This window comes from Curvibacter sp. T50 (assembly GCF_057219955.1).
In genome coordinates this window covers 428184-446815 of sequence record NZ_JBXVVU010000002.1, presented here as the reverse complement: position 1 = coordinate 446815, position 18632 = coordinate 428184, and the positions used below count along the sequence as shown (strand labels likewise).

Below are 18632 nucleotides of genomic sequence, written 5' to 3'. Positions count from 1 at the left end.
TCAGGCTACCCGTGTCACGCCGCAAGCCGGAAACGATTTGCCGCAATCGCGTCAAGCTGTCCTGGGGCGCCACGACATTTTGTCGCGCGCCAAAGGCGGTCTTCCCCGACTCGGGCACGTGGTTTTTCCGTCTTTTCCCGAGTATTTCAGTGGGGTACATCCGTAGAATCCCGCCGCGTGGAGACACCGCTTTTCAATCGAACACCCGGACAAAGCCTGGGGGGCTGGCCTGATTGGTCCATCCTGATCGTCGATGACGAGCGGGGGATGCTGAACTTTCTGGTCAAAACCTTGGCGCCTCGGTGCCATTTCGTCATGAGCGCCGGTAGCGCAGAAGAGGGTTCGGAATGGCTGCGCAGTCACCATTTCGACCTGATCATCCTGGATATCTCGCTACCCGGACAAAGCGGCGTTTCATGGCTCAAGGAACTGCGGGAACAAGGGTTTGCCGGCGAGGTGGTGCTGATTACTGCCTTTGCTGATCTGGATACCGCGATCGAGTCGCTGCGAGCCGGCGCCTCGGATTTCATACTCAAGCCATTTCGGGTGCCCCAGATCCTCAACGCGGTAAAACAATGCCACGAGCGGGCACGCTTGCGAAAAGAGAACTATGTTCTGCGGCGAGCCGACGCCAGCGGTCGCAGGCACCGGGCCGGACTGGTCGGCGAGACACCTGTCATGAAAGCGCTTCGGGCCGCCATCGAGAGGGTCGCATCCGTTGACAGCACGATTTTGTTGCAAGGGGAGTCCGGCACGGGCAAGGAACTGGTTGCCCGAGAAATTCATGCGCTCAGTAGCCGCAGTGCGGGTCCGTTTGTTCCGATCAATTGCGCGGCTGTCTCTCCTGAAAGCCTGGAGATCGAACTTTTCGGACATGCACGGGGGGCGTTTGCCGGCGCCACGCGCGCCCGCGAAGGCCTCTTCCACTATGCCCAAGGCGGCACCCTGTTTCTTGATGAAATCGCCGAACTGGCAGCCCCGGTGCAGGCGGCCCTGCTGCGCGCCATTGAAGAGCTGGCCATCCGCCCACTGGGCAGCAGCCAAACGGTGCCGTTGAACTTGCGCATCATCGCGGCGAGCAATCGGAATCTGAAAGAAGAGGTTTCTGCTGCGCGCTTCAGAAAGGATTTGTACTTTCGCCTCCAGGTGGTTGAACTGACCCTGCCACCTTTGCGCGAGCACAAGGAAGACATACCGGCGCTGGTCAGGCATTTCATGGAGCGACTTGCCCCGACTTTGCGTGTCGAACCGCTCTCCATCAGCGAGCAGGAGTTGAGCTATCTGGCGCAGTACAGCTGGCCCGGCAACGTCCGGGAACTGCGCAACCTGCTCGAGCGCTCCCTGATTCTTGGAGCCCTGAATGTTTCGGCCCTTTACCCGGGCAATTCGGCATACGGCACCGCGTTGAAAAGCCGAGATTCACTGGACCTCGCCACCCTGGAAAAGCACCATATTCTTTCCGTGCTCGAATCGGTTCAGGGGGACAAGAGCCGCGCCGCAGAAATCCTGGGCGTTTCGCGCCGCACACTGGAGCGCCGCGTCACCGAGTGGGCTGCAACCGATGCTGCACACCCCGAACGCCGATGATCCTGCCCAAGCCCCAATGGCTGATCGGGTCGGTCCGAAACAAGCTGCTGGCGATGGCGCTCCTGCCTTTGCTGGTGGTCTTCCCGCTCCTGGTGCTGGCGATCGCGATCTGGAGCAGCATCACCTACGACCGTTTGCTCATCACCAAGGTACGCAGCGACCTCTCGGTTGCGCGAGGCTATTTCGACCAGACTCTGATTGAAATCGGCAGTGGCACGCGGGGAGTTGCCCGGTCGCAGAAAATTCGCGAAGCTATGAACAATGGCAAGCTCGCCGAACAGCTTGCCAACGACCGCGCCGAACTTGGCCTCGACTTCCTGGTTCTCTATCGCCACAACGACCCCGAAAACCCCCTGCCCCTGGCGCTGGGGCCGATGCTGGAACCCTTCGCACAGCCGCTTTCAGAGACCGGCGCCGCGCAGATCGTGCGCCTGACCCGCGACGAACTGGCCTCCCTGGCACCTCCGCTCCTGCCGCGATTGCACATTCCGCTGATGGATACCCGCAATGCCGCACCCGATTCACGGATCGTGGAGGACCGCGCCATGGTCCTTCTCGCGTTGCAGCCGGTACTGGGCGCCGAAGGCCAGCCCGTGGCGGTGCTGGTCGGCGGCCTGCTGCTCAACCAGAACTTGAACTTCATCGATCACATCAACCGCATCGTGTATCCCGAAGGCGCCTTGCCGTTCGGAAGCGAGGGTACGGCGACGCTGTTTCTGGACGACGTGCGTATCACCACCAATGTGCGCTTGTTCCAGGATCAGCGAGCGATCGGGACCCGGGTGTCGCGCACCGTACGCGACCATGTGCTGGGCGAAGGGCAGATCTGGCTGGATCGGGCGTTTGTCGTCAACGACTGGTATGTTTCCGCCTATGAGCCCCTGATGGATGCGCGGGGCCAACGCGTGGGAATGCTTTACGTAGGCTACCTCGAATCCCCTTTTCGCTGGGTACGTCACGCCATGCTCGTCGTCATGGGACTGATTTTTCTGGGCGTCATGGCGGTGGCAGCCCTGCTGTCGATCCGTTGGGCACGCAGCATTTTTCGGCCGGTGGAACAGATGAACCGCACGATGCAGCAGGCGCAAGACGGCAATGCCGCGGCGCGCGTGGGCCCGATCGCGGCCCGCGACGAACTGGGCGCGTTGGCCAATCACCTGGACCAGATGCTCGACGTGATCGATGACAAGACCAACGCGCTGCGCCGCTGGGGCGAAGAACTGGACCGCAAGGTCGCTGAGCGCACGCGCGAGCTGGAAGCCAGCAATGCGTCCCTGCAACTGGCCCAACAGCACCTGGTCAAGAGCGAAAAACTCGCCGCCATCGGCCAGCTCACGGCCAGCATAGCCCACGAGATCAACAACCCGATCGCGGTGATGCAGGGCAACCTTGACCTGATCCGCGACACTTTGGGCAGCCAGGCCCACCCGGTAAAGGCCGAACTCAGCCTGCTCGATGAGCAGGTCGAGCGCATGCGCCTGATCGTCACCCAGCTTCTGCAGTACGCCCGACCCACCGAATATGCAGGCTACGTCGAAACGCTGGACCTCAACCAGACGGTGCACGACAGCCTGGTGCTGGTCGCGCACCTTTTGGCGCAGACCCGCATTGAGGTGATGCGGGATATGCGGGCTACACAACACGTGGGCTTCAACCGGCAGGAACTGCAGCAGGTCATCATCAATCTGCTCATCAATGCCATCCAGGCGATGCCCCGAGGCGGCCAGCTGCACCTGAGGACCGGGAACTGGGCCAACGGTCATGGCGAGCCCGGCGCACAACTACAGATCCAGGACTCGGGTCCGGGGCTGGCGCCCGACGCGGCCGAGCACCTGTTTCGCCCGTTCTTCACCACCAAAAATGATGGCAACGGACTGGGCCTGTGGATCAGCCTGGGGCTGGTCGAACGCTACGGCGGCAGCATCAGCGCCGGCAACCGCGAGGACGGAAATCGTGGCGCCGTTTTCAGCGTGCGACTCCTGACCGAACCACAGGCCCCTGAATCGCTGAAAACGCGCGATGGGCGCCCCGGCGTCGCCTGAGATTTGACGCAGTGCAGCCTCTGCGCACGCCCAAGCGCTGGATCGCTGGATCGCTGGATCGCTGGATCGATATTATTACGATAGCGTAAAGTGACCTTTTTCTGCTGGGTATGAACCAAAACGGCTTGAATCCAGAGGTTCAAGCCGTAAGCACCCCCCAGCGAGACCTGCCGATCAGGCCATCAGGTCGAATCCTTGCGTTTCGACGTTGGCGAACGCCGCGGTGAAGGCCGCCAGTGCCGCGTAAAAGTTCGCCTTGGGGTGCGCGGTGATGGCATCACACAGCGGAGTCACCCAGGACTGCACATGCGCGCTGAAGAACTTCTGCTGCTGCGTGAGGTTTGCAATCGCCGCATCGTCACCGGCGATCAGATAGCGCATGACTTCGCAGACACAGGCAAAGTGGTCTTCGGTTTCAGGGATGGTCTCGTCTCGCGCCAGACCCAAGGCCGACAGGTCCGCGCGCAGGGCGGCGAGCGGCTTCTCATTGAGGAAACCGCTGAGGTAGTAGGAGCCGAAGAGATAGACCTCGGGCTTGCCCACCCCACCGAACAGGGCATCGTATTCATTGGCGACCTGCTCGTCGCTCAGCGACCGCACGACACCCACGAACTGGCGCCACGGCTCTTCCAGAAAGCCCCCGGCCGCGGGCGCTTCGGTCACGGCCACCCGCAGCTGGGCCAGCAGTTCGGCGCTGGGCGGAGCGTAATACAGCGCGGCCAGCAGCCCGTAAACCTCGGCACGGGCGGTTTCTTCGTCAAGAGCAGACGACACGGAAAGGCGTTCGGTCATGGCGTTCACAGGTCGGAAATCCGGGTTTCGCCCGGGTTGGAATAGATGTCGACCACGCGGCAGTCGCTGCACATTTTCAGACGCTCCAGTGCTTCGCCCTGAAACATGGCATGGCCGCTCAGTTTGGCCAGCATGAGCTCGATACCTTTGAGCGTCCCAAAGGGTTTGCTGCAGCGGATGCACTGGTAGGGCTGGGCCTCATTGAGCACGCGTGGCTGGCGGCGTTCGTCACTGAGCAGCAGGCGCGGCTGCAGCGTGATGGCGCTTTCGGGACAGGTGGTGGCGCACAGGCCGCATTGCACGCAGTTTTTCTCGATGAAGCGCAATTGGGGGCGATCCGCGTTGTCCTGTAGCGCGCCCGCCGGGCACGCGCTGACGCAGCTCAGGCACAGCGTGCACGCGTCCCGATCGACATTCAAGCTGCCAAACGGGGACGCGGCGGGCAGCGCGATGGCAGCTTCCTTCGTTCGCATGGCGCGGCTGGCGCTGTCTTGCAACAGGTGGTCCAAGGCAAGGTCCAGTGTGGCGCGCTTTTCCGGCTGCACCGCGTAGCTGGCCGATTTGGTGACACCTTGCGCGGGTTCTTCCCCCAGTTCAGCGTCCAGCCTTGGCAGGTCGCGCGCATCACGGATTTCGATGACCTTGAAGTGTCGGCCGCTGTAGCCCAGCGCCTGGACGATGGATTCGGCGACGGCCATCTGGTCACGCAGGGCCTCGTGGTACTGCGGTGCTTCTTCGCCGGTCATCAGCACCCAGACCTGCGAGGCGCCGTAGGCGAAGGCCGTAAGCCAGAGATCGATGCCGGTGGAGGCCGCATGCCACAGCGGCAGGGGTATGACACGGGCAGGCATACCACACACCGCCGGGTCGAGCTGGGCCATGCGTCCCAGGTCGCTGACCAGCGCGGCACCGGCTTCCTGGCTGTGCAGCAGCAAGGCGGCTTCTTTGCCACCGGCCTTTCCGTAGGTGGCCAGGACGGTACGCAGCTTGACGCCCTGCTCGCTGGCGCGCGGGTAGGCGTAACTGAGCGCGCCCGTGGGGCAGACCGTGGTGCAGGTACCGCAGCCGACGCAGAGGTTGGGATTGACAACGATCTGGTTGCGCTTCAGATCACTGCTGATGGCCGAAGCCGAACACACGTCCACGCAGGCGTTGCAGCCTACGCTCTGGTTGCGGCCATGGGCGCAAATCTTCTGCTTGTAGGTGAAGAACTTCGGCTTCTCGAATTCACCCACCAGGTCACGCAACCGAGTGACCGCGCGCAGCTGCGCCATGGCATCGCTTGCGTCTGGCAGGTGCACATAGCCCTGCGGCAGCGCGTGCTGCGTGAACGCCGGGGCGGCGCGCAGATCGAGCACAAGGTCGAACTGGTCTTCACGTACCGGTGCGTCGCGCTGGAAGTTGATGGCACCCACCGCTTCGCAGGCCTTGACGCAGGCGCGATGCGATCGACACTTCGACAGGTCCACCTGGTAGTCGAGCCCGATGGCACCTTCCGGGCAGACCGCCACGCAAGCGTTGCAGCGGGTGCAGAGGTCGAGGTCGATGGGGTTGCCGCTGCGGACCACCACGTGGAACGCGCCAAGCCAGCCGCGCAGGCTCTGCAGCTCGCCCGCCAGGACCGGATACTGTCGGCCTTGCATGCCACTGCCGCCGGTTGCCAGCAGGGTCACGTCGAGCGCGTCGTTGACCAGCGAGGCCATGGCCTCGGCGCGCTCCAGCGGGCCGATGATCAACAGTCGCCCCTCGCTGCGGTAGGTGACCGTCGGAACCGGCTCGGCCTCGGGCATGCGGGCGACGGCGAGCAACGCGGCCAGCTTGGGCGTAGCCTTGGACGCCTCACGACCCCAGCCACCGGTCTCGCGGATGTTGACGAAACGGATGGGCCGAACCTCCAGGTCCACCGCAGCTTCGGTCTGGGTCGAAAGTTCGTTGAACAGACGAATTTCCTGCGTGCAGGCCACGACCAGGTCATCGGGACTTCGGCACGCCTTCTGGAAGGCGGGCGCGTCACGGCGGCATAACGTCGTGTGGAGTGTCAGTTCTTCGTCCAGGGCCTGCCCCAGGGCCTTGGGGTCCAGAGGCATGGTCCGGTTGCAGTTGCAGATCAGCGTGGTCATCGTGGGTCTCTCGGGAATCTGCCGCGTCATGCGCGCGGGCTTCTTCGGGCTCGGTCTGGAGTTCGGCGCCGGGCTCCGCAGCAATTGCTGGGGGGTTTTCACGGCTGGCGCCTTCGGCCTTTGCCTTTTTCAGCTCGTCTGGGTCATCGACCAGTTTCAGAAACTGTGCACTGACCATCTTCGCCATATCCGCGGCCGACAGCGGGCTGGGCTGGGAGTAATCGTCGATGTAGATGTCCAATCCGTCCATGATGTTGAAGTGCGGATCGGCAAAGAGTTTCTTGACCGCAGCATTACGCACTTCCGACGAGACGTCTTTGGCGACGAAGCGGCTGAAGTCGGACGCGGGCGTGAGGGTCTTTGTGTCTTCCAAAGTCGGCGGCGGGGGTGCAGGCGGTGCGGCAACCGGCGGCGCGACGCCCTGGACCATGGCAGGCGTTGACGCTTGGACTGCGGGTACAGGCGCTACTTGCGGGGGTTCGGAATTCGGCTTGCCTTCGCGATCCTGTAGCTTGCGCCGTGACCAGCGCGAAAAGAAGTTGCCGCTTTCCTCACTCGCCATGTCCGCCCCCCTGCTGCCCGTCCTGGTTCCCGGGTTGGCGCTGGAACTTCTGTGTCGATATCCGCACTGGCTGGCCGAAGCGATCGGTCAGCGGCTTGAAACTCTCCGGCCGTTTTCGTCGTTTGGGCTCGTGGTGGTAATGGAGGGAAACGAAGGCCCGCAACCAGTCAATCACCTCAGGAGGGGCTGGGACCTGGTCCACCTTTTCCTGGACATCCAGCCAGCGGCCTGCGTCGTGATAGCTCAAGGTCGCGATCTGCGGCACCGCCATGGGCTCGCCATCGAGCAACTGCCCGTCGTCGGCGCGCCAGAACACCCAGAAGCAGGGGTTTGGGCTTTCGAGATTCAGGTAATAGCCTTCCGCGTCATCACGATAAAGCGTCACGGTCAGGTCAGGAAAAAGCCAGTATCGGGCGCCTTCGATCGGCGGCATGCCCGACGTGGGCTGTACTTCCTCGGCCAGACCCGGAATCGATTGAGGGGCGGTCAACGGGGCCAGGAATGGCTCGCCTGCCGGCATTACGTCAGCGAGAACCCAACGCCAGGTTTGCCAACGCGCCATAGGCCCCTGTACGGGCTCGCGCCGCATGACGACATGGACCTGCAATGCCGGTCTTCCGTCGGCGGAACAGGGAAGCGGTTCGGCGGTTTGCATGAGAAGCCGCACTGTACGCGATGGGCCGGAGGCCTTGTAATCGCCCGGACGGCAAAACCGCGCTGAACGGCTGGTTTCTCGGACTCAGTAGGTTTCCAGGTGCAGGCGGCCGTCGCGCTTGAGCGCGGCGCCGATGCTGTCCCAGTTCAGGCCGGCGTTCTGGGCGATGTCGCGCAGCGCCAGCACCACGCCTTCCTCCATGGCCTTGAGGCCGCAGACGTAGAAGCAGGCGTTCGGGTCCTGCAGCAGCGGCACCAGGTCGGCGGCGCGCTCGCGCATCAGGTCCTGCACGTAGCGTTTCGGCTGGCCCTGGGTGCGCGAGAACGCGAAATGGATGTCGATGAAATCCTTGGGCAGGTTCTGCAGCGGGCCGAAGTACGGCAGCTCTTCCTTGGTGCGGGCGCCGAAGAACAGCATCAGCTTGCCGCCTTCGAACTTGCCCGACTGGCGCAGGCGCCGGCGCCATTCGGTCATGGCACGCATGGGTGCGCTGCCGGTGCCGGTGCAGATCATCACGATGTGGCTGCGCGGATGGTTGGGCATCAGGAAGCTGGCGCCGAACGGGCCGATCACCTGCACCGCGTCACCCACCTTCAGGTCGCACAGGTAGTTGGAGCCCACACCGCGCACCGGGTTGCCCTGGTGGTCTTCCAGCACGCGTTTGACGGTGAGCGACAGGTTGTTGTAGCCGGGCCGCTCGCCGTTGCGCGGGCTGGCCACCGAATACTGGCGCGCGTGGTGGGCGCGGCCCTGGTCATCGGTGCCGGGCGGGATGATGCCGATGGACTGGCCTTCCAGCACCGGGAACGGCGTGTGGCCGAAATCCAGCACGATGTGGTGGGTGTCGTATTCCTTGCCCACTTTGGTGACCCGGACGTTGCCGGCCACCGTGGCGGTGATGGTCTTCTCGGCGGCCTTCGGGCCGTACAGGTTGGTGTACGGGTGCGCGGCCGACCAGGGCGGCAGCGTGGCGCCGTACTGCGCGGAGTTGAAGGCGGTCTGGCCGGTGGGGTCCGACGCCGGGGCCGGGGCTTCGGCGACGGGCTCGGCCGTCACCGCTTCTGCTGCCTCACCCGCCAGCGCGGCCAGTTCGGCGGCCGACAGCTCGGCCGGCAGCACGTCCCAGCTGAACTGATCCGCCAGGCTGTAGGCCTTCGCGCGGGGCATCTTGCGGTAGTTGTCGATGGAGCCGGTGGGACACGGCGAGATGCAGTCGTTGCACCAGTTGCAGGTGTTCACGTCCACCACGTAGTTGCGTGAATCGTGGGTGATCGCACCCAAGGGGCAGATCGATTCGCAGGTGTTGCAGCGGATGCAGATCTCGGGGTCGATCAGGTGTTGCTTGATCAGGGTCGCTTCGGTGCTCATGGCAGGTCTCCTGGGACGTTCGGTCGTCTGGTCATCGGTGGGTTCTTGGCCGGCACAGTCTACCGGCGCCCGTGCGATGGGTGTCTCCGTCAAAGGCCGGGGCGCGCGGTGCGGCACGCCCCGGCCATTGACGACTGCCGCCGCGGGCGGCGACGGCAGTCGGGGTGCATCAGTTGAAACGCACGTACTCGAAATCCACCGGCTGGCGGTTGATGCCCATGACGGGCGGCGCGATCCAGTTGGCGAACTTGCCGGGCTCAACCACACGGCCCATCAGCGAGCCGACATAGGCGCGGTCTTCGTCGGTGGGCAGCCACTGCTCGACCTTCTGGTTCCACTCGTGGTCGTGCACCACACGGCCGTCCGGCGACACCTTCACGCCGGCCAGCGAACCGATGTTGCGGTGGAAGGCCTTGTGCGGCACGGTCAGGCGGAAATCGATGCCGGCTTTTTCGATGATGCGGTTCCAGCGCTCCACGCCACCGACCGAGTCCTTGATGTAGTCGTCGCGCAGCACTTCGTTGAGCGCGTTGAGCATCGGCACTTCTTTTTCCAGCAGCTTGCCGTCTTCCACCGCCAGGATCTTGTAGGTGTTGCCCTTGAGCACATGGTCGTCGGTGCGCTTGCCTTCTTCGTAGCGCCCCTTCAGGCCCGAGCTGTAGAAAGTGGCGGCGTTGGACGACTGGTCGGCGCCGAACAGGTCGATCGTCACCGAGAAGTGGAAGTTGATGTAGCGCTGGATGGTCGGCAGGTCGATCACGCCGGCGGCACGCAGCTTGCCCACGTCGTCGGTCTTGAGCTCGTTCATGGCCCGCACGGTGCGGCTGATCACGCGGCCCACGCCGGATTCGCCCACGAACATGTGGTGCGCTTCTTCCGTCAGCATGAACTTGGTGGTGCGGGCCAGCGGATCGAACGCGGATTCGGCCAGCGCGCACAGCTGGAACTTGCCGTCGCGGTCGGTGAAGTAGGTGAACATGAAGAAGCTCAACCAGTCGGGCGTCTTCTCGTTGAAGGCCTGCAGGATGCGGGGGTTGTCCGCGTTGCCGCTGTTGCGCTCGAGCAGCGCCTCGGCTTCTTCGCGGCCGTCCTTGCCGAAATGCTTGTGCAGCAGATACACCATGGCCCACAGGTGGCGGCCTTCCTCGACGTTCACCTGGAACAGGTTGCGCAGGTCGTACTGGCTGGGGCAGGTCAGGCCCAGGTGGCGCTGCTGCTCCACGCTGGCCGGCTCGGTGTCGCCCTGGGTGACGATGATGCGGCGCAGGTTGGCGCGGTGTTCGCCGGGCACGTCCTGCCAGGCGGCTTCGCCCATGTGGTCACCGAAGTGGATCTTGCGGTCCTGCTCGGCGGGGTTCAGGAAGATGCCCCAGCGGTAGTCGGGCATCTTGACGTGGCCGAACTGGGCCCAGCCCTGCGGGTCCACGCTGACGGCGGTGCGCAGGTAGACGTCGAAGTTCTGCGAGCCGTCCGGGCCCATGTCCTGCCACCACTTCAGGTAGTTGGGCTGCCAGTGTTCGAGCGCGCGCTGCAGGGTGCGGTCTTCGGACAGGTTGACGTTGTTGGGAATCTTTTCGCTGTAGTTGATGCCGGTCATGGGGAGGTCTCCAGAGTCAGTGCCGCGGTGGAATGGCATTCGGTTGCAGCGGGCTCCACCGGGACACCCGCCGCACAACGTTTCAGAAAATCGGGATCAGACGCGGTTCAGGTCAAACGCGGCTTTCTCACCCTTGCCGTAGACCTTGAGTGCGCCCTTGTCGCCGACGGCGTTCGGGCGCTGGAAGATCCAGTTCTGCCAGGCGGTCAGGCGGCCGAAGATGCGGGTGAGCATGTTTTCCTGCTGGGCGAAGCGCAGGTTGGCTTCGAGGCCGGTGAGCGAGTCGGGCGACATGGCCGCGCGCTGCTCCAGCTCCAGGCGGATTTCGTCGGCCCAATCGATGTCGTCCGGGGTGGCGGTGACCAGACCCAGCGCCAGCACCTCGCCCGGGCTGAGCGGCTTGCCGGCAGCGGCGCGCACCGCTTCCAGCGGCGCGGCTTCCTCGTAGAAGCGGCGCGCCAGGCGCGACTGGCCGTTCACCATCGGCAACAGGCCGAAGTTGAATTCGTCCAGCTGCATCGAGGCGGGCGCGCCGTCGGAGGTGTCCAGCATGTAGGCGCGGTCGGCGCAGAAGGCCAGCTCGGCCAGCATCCCGACAAAACACGATCCCGGCTCGATCAGGGCGAACAGGCTGCGCGAGGTGACGTCCAGCCGCGCAAAGGTGCGGCGCAGCATGCCGATGGTCTCGTTGACGAACCAGTGGTCCTTGTGGGCGGTCATCGCGGCGTCTGCGGCCAACACGGCAGCGGCGTCGCCGTCGGTCTTCAGGATCCAGGTACCGATGTCCAGCTCGTTGGTTCGCATGTGCAGGATGGCGTCGTCGAGTTCGCGGGCCATCTGCAGCGGCCACCAGGCGGCGCCGGCGGCCACGATGGCGCCGATGTCGGCCGGCTGGGCGCCCTGCGGGGCACGGACGGTGAAGGTGGCATTGCGGCGGGCGCGGTCAATCTGCACCGTCACGTGGGCATAGGTCAGGCTGTCGGCGGTCTCGGTGCGTTCCACGCGGGTCAGCGCCACGCCTTGGGCGCCGGCCGGGCGGGTGCTGCCGGCGGCGAGCTTGTCGGCGCGCTCGCGCACCGTCTGCTGGAACACCGCCGGCTTGGCGATGGCGTCCACCAGGCGCCAGTCGACCGCCTTCTGGCCGCGCACGCCCTCTTGCGAGGTGCAGAAGATGTCGGCCAGGTCATGGCGCACATGGCGCTTGTCGGTGACACGGGTCAGGCCGCCGGTGCCCGGCAGCACGCCCAGCAGGGGCACTTCGGGCAGCGAGACGGACGACGAACGGTCGTCCACCAGCACGATGTCGTCGCAGGCCAGCGCCAGCTCGTAGCCACCGCCGGCGCAGGCGCCGTTCAGGGCGGCGACGAACTTCAGGCCGGAATGCTGGCTGGAGTCTTCGATGCCGTTGCGGGTTTCGTTGGTGAACTTGCAGAAGTTCACCTTCCAGCCATGGCTGGAGACGCCCAGCATGAAGATGTTGGCGCCGGAGCAGAACACGCGGTCACGTAGGCTGGTGACCACCACGCTGCGCACCTCCGGGTGCTCGAAGCGGATGCGCTGCAGCGCGTCGTGCAGTTCGATGTCCACACCCAGGTCGTAGCTGTTGAGCTTGAGCTTGTAGCCCGGACGGATGCCGGCGTCCTCGTCGATGGCGAGGGACAGGGTGGCCACCGCGCCGTCAAAGGCCAGCTTGATGTGGCGATACTGGGACGGTTCGGTACGGTAGTCAACGATGGGCGTCTGGGTCATGGAGTCTCCTGGGTGTGAGGAAGTCGGGTTTTTCAACGGGCCTGAAGCATTGGAATGCCTGTTTCAGATCCGATAATAGGAATAATAATGCATCTTTTCAGGCGTGTCAATGCATTTTGATGCATGTTCAGCGTGACGGCAGCGCCAACGCTTCCCGCACCTGGTCGCGCAAGGCCACAAAGGCGTCGTCGACGCCGGGCCAGTCGCTGGTGTTGAACGCCATGTCGGCCTTCGAATAGAAAGCCGAGCGCCCGGACAGAATGCGCTTGAGGTCTTCCATGGCCTCGCGGCTGGCCGCCATCGGGCGCATATCCCCTTGCGCGGCCACCCGGCCCATGTGGTCCGCCGGGTCGGCCTGCAGCCAGATGGTGTAGCAGTGCGACAGCATCAGGTTGAAGTTGGCCGCGTCGGACACCAGCCCGCCGGGGGTGGCGATGACCACCTCGGGGTAGATCTGGATCGCTTCTTCCAGCGCCCGACGCTCGTAGCGGCGGTAGGCATGGGTGCCGTACAGGTTGTGGATTTCGCTGATGCTGCAGCCGGCAAACTGCTCGATCTCGCGGCTGAGTTCGATGAAGGCGTAGCCCAGGTCGTCCGCCAGGCGCTGGCCCAGCGTGGATTTGCCGGCGCCGCGCAGGCCGATCAGCGCGATGCGCGCGGCGCGGCTGCGGTCGCTGCCCTGGCCGTCGAACAAGGCACCCAGCGCGATGCGGGCACGTCGCAGTTCGGGCTCGGCCCGGTGCTCCAGCAGTTCGCGGATCAGCAGCCATTCGGGCGAAGACGTCGTGACATCCCCCAGCAGTTCGCTCAGGCTGCAGTGAAGCGCCTGCGCCACCTGCAGCAGCACCAGGATCGACGCGTTGCCGGTGCCGTATTCCAGGTTGGCCAGGTGCCGCTCGGACACATCGGCGGCCAGTGCCACGGCCTTGCGGGTCATTCCCCGGCGCGAGCGCAGGGTACGCACCCGTTCGCCCAACGCCACCAGAAACGGATGGCGCGCGGCCTCCTCGCCCTGCACCTCTGCCATGGTCGCGCCCTCTGCATTCATTTCTTCTACTCCAACGGATTCAAGGGACCGTCGCGTGGTTACCACTTGACATGCATTTTAATGCAGGTTATCGTAACACGCACAATAATGCATTTCACCACGGTCAAGGCGAAAGATCAATGCATGTCCGCGACCCCGTGAACGCCCATCAAGCCCAGGAGACACAACCATGGTGAACACACCCCCACCACCCACCCGCTTCAATTTCGCGGCCCACCTGCTGGCCACCAATGCCGGACGGCCCGCCAAAACCGCGTTCATTGACGACCAAGGCACACTGAGCTATGGCGAGCTGGCCCAGCAGATCCGCCGCTGCGCCGCCGGGCTGCGTGCGCTGGGCCTGCGCCGCGAGGACCGCGTGCTGCTGCTGATGCACGACTGCACCGACTGGCCGGTGGCGTTTCTCGGCGCGCTGTACGCCGGCGTGGTGCCGGTGGCGGTGAACACCCTGCTCACCGCCGACGACTACGCCTTCATGCTGCGCGACAGCCGCGCGCAGGCGGCGCTGGTGTCGGGGGCGCTGCTGCCCACGCTGCAGGCGGCGCTGGCGCAGGGCGGCCATGAGGTCGAGCCGGTGGTGGTGTCACGCGCCGCCACCGATCTGCCCGCCGGCTGCACAGCCTTCAGCGACCTGCTGGCGCGCGCCCCGGGCGACGTGGCCGACACCCACGCCGACGAGCCGGCTTTCTGGCTGTATTCGTCGGGTTCCACCGGCAAGCCCAAGGGCACCGTGCACACCCAGGCCAATCTGTACTGGACCGCCGAGCTGTATGGCAAAGGCGTGCTGGGCCTTACCGAGAACGATACGGTGTTCTCCGCCGCCAAGCTGTTCTTCGCCTACGGACTAGGCAACGCCCTGACCTTCCCGCTGAGCGTGGGCGCCAGCGTCGTGCTGATGGCCGAGCGCCCCACGCCACAGGCCGTGTTCAAGCGACTGGTGGCGCAGAAGCCCACCGTGTTCTACGGCGCGCCGACCGGCTTTGGCGGCATGCTGGCAAGCCCCGACCTGCCCGCCCGCGGCCAGGTGGCGCTGCGGCTGTGCTCGTCGGCCGGCGAGGCGCTGCCGCGCGACATCGGCGAACGCTGGTCGGCCCACTTCGGCTGCGAGGTGATCGATGGCATCGGCTCCACCGAAATGCTGCATGTGTTCCTGTCCAACCGCCCGGGTGATGTGCGCTATGGCACCACGGGCAAGCCGGTGGACGGCTACGACATCCAGTTGCGCGACGAAAACGGTGCGGTCATCACCCACCACAACGAAATCGGCGACCTGTACATCCAGGGGCCGAGCGCCGCGCTGATGTACTGGAACAATCGCGACAAGTCGCGCGACACCTTCCAGGGCGTCTGGACCAAGAGCGGCGACAAGTACACCCGCGACCCGGACGGCTACTACATCTACGCCGGCCGCAACGACGACATGCTGAAGGTGAGCGGCATCTACGTCTCGCCGTTCGAGGTGGAAGCCACGCTGGTGCAGCACCCGGCCATCCTGGAGGCCGCCGTGATCGGCCGGACCGACACGGACGGCCTCACCAAGACCAAGGCCTTCGTCGTGCTCAAGGCCGGGCAGTCGCTGACGGACGAGGACGTCAAGGCCTTCTGCAAGGAGCATCTGGCACCGTACAAGTACCCGCGTTTCGTCGAGTTCGTGCCCGAACTGCCGAAGACCGCGACCGGAAAGATTCAGCGGTTCAGGTTGCGGGAGCGGGAGACTGACACCGGCCTCTGAACACTCACTATATTATTCATAGCATCAGAAGACCATTTCCCGCTGGGTATAGGCCGAAATGGCTCATGTATCCTTGGAGATGCGGATCGAAGGAAATTTTGTGCTGTAGTCCTTGGCTTTGGCGGCAATTTTGACTGCAACTTGCCGGGCAACCGTACGGTAGATACCAGCGATTTCGCTGTCGGGATCCGAAATGACCGTGGGGCGTCCGCTGTCGGCCTGCTGGCGAATCTGCAAAGTCAGCGGCAATGCCCCCAGATAATCGACACCCAGTTCGGCCGCCATGTTCTTCCCTCCGTCAGCGCCGAAGATGTGTTCGGTATGACCGCAGTTGGGACAACAGTAAACCGCCATGTTCTCGACGATGCCCAGGATCGGCACGCCGACCTTTTCGAACATGCGGATCCCCTTTCGCGCATCCAGCAAAGCAATGTCCTGGGGTGTGGTCACGATCACAGAGCCGGTCATCGGTACCCGCTGGGACAGCGTCAGCTGAATGTCGCCCGTGCCCGGCGGCATGTCGACGATCAGGTAGTCAAGGTCCTTCCAGTTGGTCTGGCGCAAAAGTTGCTCCAGCGCCTGGGTGGCCATAGGGCCGCGCCAGATCATGGCTTCATCCTTGTCGACCAGGAACCCGATGGACATGACCTGCACACCGTAGTTTTCCAGCGGCTCCATGGTCTGACCGTCATGACTTTCGGGCCGCCCTTCCAGTCCCATCATCATGGGCTGACTGGGACCGTAGATATCGGCATCAAGCAGCCCGACGCTGGCACCTTCCGCGGCCAGCGCAAGCGCCAGATTGACCGCTGTGGTGCTTTTGCCTACGCCTCCCTTGCCCGATGCAACCGCAATGATGTTCTTGACCTGTGGCAACAGGGCCACGCCGCGCTGGGCGGCGTGGGCGACGACCTTGAAGCTCACATTGGCGGAGACGTTTTCGACCCCCGCGACCGATTTTGCCGCCGCAATCAGCGCGCGGCGAAGCGCTGGAATCTGGGTCTTGGCGGGGTACCCCAGCTCGACGTCGAAAGAAAGGTCGCCGCCAGCGTACTGCAGGTTGCGCAGCGCTTTGGTGGTCACCAGGTCTTTGCCGGTGTTGGGGTCAACAACCGTCTGGAGCGCCTGAAGAATCTGTTCGGTGGGTGCCATAAGATGTTTGGTGTTCTGCAGTGCCGGCAGTGTAGCCACAACTCTTAAAATTGCCGATTACCCCGGAAAAACCCCTCCAATGACTGCCACGTCCGTCCCGCGCCAGCTTTTCGTGACCACCGCCTTGCCGTATGCCAACGGCAATTTCCACATCGGCCACATCATGGAATACATCCAGGCCGACATCTGGGTCCGGTTTCAGCGGATGCAGGGGCACACCGTGCACTTCGTCTGCGCCGACGACGCCCACGGCGCACCGATCATGATCGCCGCCGAGAAAGCCGGCGTCACCCCCCAGGCGTTCGTGGCCGGCATCGCCGCGGGCCGCAAGCCGTACCTGGACGGTTTTCACATCGCGTTCGACAACTGGCATTCCACCGACGGGCCGGAAAACCACGAACTCGCCCAGTCCATCTACCGGGCCCTGAAGGCCAACGGCCTGGTTGAAAGCCGCACCATCGAGCAGTTTTTCGACCCGGAAAAGGCCATGTTCCTGCCCGACCGCTTCATCAAGGGCGAATGCCCGAAGTGCGGCGCCAAGGACCAGTACGGTGACAACTGCGAAAACTGCGGTGCGGTCTATTCGCCCACCGAGCTGAAGAACCCGTATTCGGCGCTCTCCGGTGCCACGCCGGTGCTGCGCACGTCGGAGCACTTTTTCTTCCGCCTCTCCGACCCGCGCTGCCTGGCTTTCCTGGACGAATGGACCAACAGCGGGGCGGTGCAGACCGAGGTGCTGAACAAGATCGCCGAGTGGATCGAGCCCGGCCCGGACGGCAAACCCAAGATGGGCGACTGGGACATCTCCCGCGACGCGCCGTACTTCGGCATCGAAATTCCGGACGCACCCGGCAAGTATTTCTATGTGTGGCTGGACGCCCCGATCGGGTATCTGGCGTCGCTGAAGAACTACTTCGGCAAAACCGGACGGGACTACGACGCCTTCATGGCCGACCCGACCACCGAGCAGTACCACTTCATCGGCAAGGACATCATCACCTTCCACACCCTGTTCTGGCCGGCCATGCTGAAGTTCAGCGGCCGCAAAGTGCCCAACGCGGTGTTCGTGCACGGTTTCCTGACCATCAACAACGGTGAAAAGATGAGCAAGAGCCGGGGCACCGGCCTGGACCCGCTGAAGTACCTGAGCCTGGGCATGAACCCCGAATGGCTGCGCTACTACCTGGCGGCCAAGCTCAGCGGCCGCAACGAAGACGTGGACTTCAACCCCGACGACTTCATGGCCCGCGTGAACGCCGATCTGGTGGGCAAGTACGTCAACATCGCGTCACGCGCGGCCGGCTTCATCACCAAACGGTTCGAAGGCCGGCTGGGCGCCGTCTCCGCCGACGGCGATGCCCTGCTCGACCACCTGCAGAGCCTGGCCCCCACCATCGCCGAGCTGTACGCCGAGCGTGAAACCGGCAAGGCGCTGCGGGAGGTGATGCTGCTGGCCGACCGCGTGAACGCCTATGTGGACCAGAACAAGCCCTGGGAGCTGGCCAAACAGGCCGGCATGGACGGACGGCTGCACGACGTGTGCACCACCTGCATCGAAGCGTTCCGGCTGCTCACGCTCTACCTCAAGCCGGTGCTGCCGGCGCTCGCCGCCCAGGTGGAGGCCTTCCTGCAGGTGGCCCCGCTGACCTCGGCCGATGCCGCGCGCCTGCTGGGCGCCGGCCACACCATCAGCGCCTACCAGCACCTGCTGCAGCGGGTGGACGTGAAGCAGCTGGACGCCCTGTTCGAGCCGCCGCCCGCCCCGGAAGCGCCGAAGGCCGTGCCGGGCGGCGAGGACATCGCCCCGGTCATCAGCATCGAAGACTTCGCGAAGATCGACCTGCGCATCGCGCAGATCCTGGCCTGCGAGGCGGTGGAAGGCTCCACCAAGCTGCTGCGCCTGACCCTCGATGTGGGCGAAGGCAAAACGCGCAACGTCTTCAGCGGCATTGCCAGCGCCTACCAGCCCGAAGAGCTGGTCGGGAAACTCACGGTGATGGTGGCCAACCTGGCGCCGCGCAAGATGAAGTTCGGCGTCAGCGAAGGCATGGTGCTGGCCGCCAGCCACGCCGACGAAAAGGCCCAGCCCGGCATCTACGTGCTCAACCCCTGGCCGGGCGCCCAGCCGGGCATGCGGGTGCGCTGAGGGCGGCCGCTGCTACATGAACGCGTCAGACAATCTGACCACAAGTACCTCCGGCATCGGGTGCAGACGCCCGTGCTGACGC

The 18632-nt window shown here is 64.4% G+C and carries 13 protein-coding genes and 1 pseudogene; 5 read left to right on the top strand and 9 right to left on the bottom strand.

Annotated features, from left to right (window positions below; genetic code table 11):
• Positions 1-177: 177 nt before the first annotated feature.
• The 3 genes and pseudogenes from AC2EBU_RS11435 (at position 178) to AC2EBU_RS11425 (ending at position 3629) form a co-directional block, all read left to right on the top strand.
• Positions 178-1587, top strand: coding sequence for a sigma-54-dependent transcriptional regulator (locus AC2EBU_RS11435; RefSeq protein ID WP_484610542.1), 1410 nt, complete (start codon positions 178-180; stop codon positions 1585-1587).
• Positions 1584-3089 (top strand): annotated as a pseudogene (locus tag AC2EBU_RS11430) (cache domain-containing protein); the annotation flags it as partial. The gene AC2EBU_RS11435 and the pseudogene AC2EBU_RS11430, both read left to right, overlap by 4 nt.
• 114 nt (positions 3090-3203) lie before the next feature.
• A complete protein-coding gene (locus tag AC2EBU_RS11425; RefSeq protein ID WP_484610588.1) occupies positions 3204-3629 on the top strand; it encodes an ATP-binding protein in 426 nt (141 codons plus the stop codon).
• Between the two features lie 174 nt (positions 3630-3803).
• On the opposite strand, the gene AC2EBU_RS11420 is transcribed toward AC2EBU_RS11425, so the two are convergent.
• The 8 genes from AC2EBU_RS11420 to AC2EBU_RS11385 all read right to left on the bottom strand — a co-directional run bounded on the left by AC2EBU_RS11420 (position 3804) and on the right by AC2EBU_RS11385 (position 13520).
• On the bottom strand, positions 3804-4421 hold the full coding sequence (locus AC2EBU_RS11420; protein WP_484610541.1) for a TorD/DmsD family molecular chaperone: 618 nt from the start codon (positions 4419-4421) through the stop codon (positions 3804-3806).
• Between the two features lie 5 nt (positions 4422-4426).
• On the bottom strand, positions 4427-6541 hold the full coding sequence (locus AC2EBU_RS11415) for a 4Fe-4S binding protein (RefSeq protein WP_484610540.1): 2115 nt from the start codon (positions 6539-6541) through the stop codon (positions 4427-4429).
• Positions 6432-7103: a DUF3306 domain-containing protein gene (locus tag AC2EBU_RS11410; protein ID WP_484610539.1), complete on the bottom strand. Its 672-nt coding sequence runs from the start codon at positions 7101-7103 to the stop codon at positions 6432-6434. The genes AC2EBU_RS11415 and AC2EBU_RS11410 overlap by 110 nt, the downstream gene beginning before the upstream one ends.
• Positions 7093-7758 (bottom strand): DUF3305 domain-containing protein, encoded by a 666-nt coding sequence (locus tag AC2EBU_RS11405; protein ID WP_484610538.1) that lies wholly within the window; start codon positions 7756-7758, stop codon positions 7093-7095. Before AC2EBU_RS11405 ends, AC2EBU_RS11410 begins: the two co-directional genes overlap by 11 nt.
• Positions 7759-7842: 84 nt before the next feature.
• A complete protein-coding gene (gene boxA, locus AC2EBU_RS11400) occupies positions 7843-9126 on the bottom strand; it encodes a benzoyl-CoA 2,3-epoxidase subunit BoxA (protein WP_484610537.1) in 1284 nt (427 codons plus the stop codon).
• 169 nt (positions 9127-9295) lie between these two features.
• Complete coding sequence (boxB, locus tag AC2EBU_RS11395) at positions 9296-10723, bottom strand: benzoyl-CoA 2,3-epoxidase subunit BoxB (protein WP_484610536.1); 1428 nt, start codon at positions 10721-10723, stop codon at positions 9296-9298.
• 96 nt (positions 10724-10819) lie between these two features.
• Positions 10820-12472, bottom strand: coding sequence for a 2,3-epoxybenzoyl-CoA dihydrolase (boxC, locus tag AC2EBU_RS11390; RefSeq protein ID WP_484610535.1), 1653 nt, complete (start codon positions 12470-12472; stop codon positions 10820-10822).
• Positions 12473-12599: 127 nt separating this feature from the next.
• Positions 12600-13520 carry a helix-turn-helix transcriptional regulator gene (locus AC2EBU_RS11385; RefSeq protein ID WP_484610534.1) on the bottom strand — a complete coding sequence of 307 codons (921 nt, stop codon included), beginning with the start codon at positions 13518-13520 and terminating at the stop codon, positions 12600-12602.
• Between the two features lie 169 nt (positions 13521-13689).
• On the opposite strand from AC2EBU_RS11385, the gene AC2EBU_RS11380 reads away from it, so the two are divergent.
• A complete protein-coding gene (locus AC2EBU_RS11380) occupies positions 13690-15252 on the top strand; it encodes a benzoate-CoA ligase family protein (protein WP_484610533.1) in 1563 nt (520 codons plus the stop codon).
• A gap of 63 nt (positions 15253-15315) precedes the next feature.
• Here the strand turns inward: AC2EBU_RS11380 and apbC are convergent, their stop codons facing one another.
• Positions 15316-16404, bottom strand: a complete 1089-nt coding sequence (apbC, locus tag AC2EBU_RS11375) for an iron-sulfur cluster carrier protein ApbC (RefSeq protein WP_484610532.1) — start codon at positions 16402-16404, stop codon at positions 15316-15318.
• 79 nt (positions 16405-16483) lie between these two features.
• On the opposite strand from apbC, the gene metG reads away from it, so the two are divergent.
• On the top strand, positions 16484-18550 hold the full coding sequence (metG, locus tag AC2EBU_RS11370; protein ID WP_484610531.1) for a methionine--tRNA ligase: 2067 nt from the start codon (positions 16484-16486) through the stop codon (positions 18548-18550).
• Positions 18551-18632: the final 82 nt, after the last annotated feature.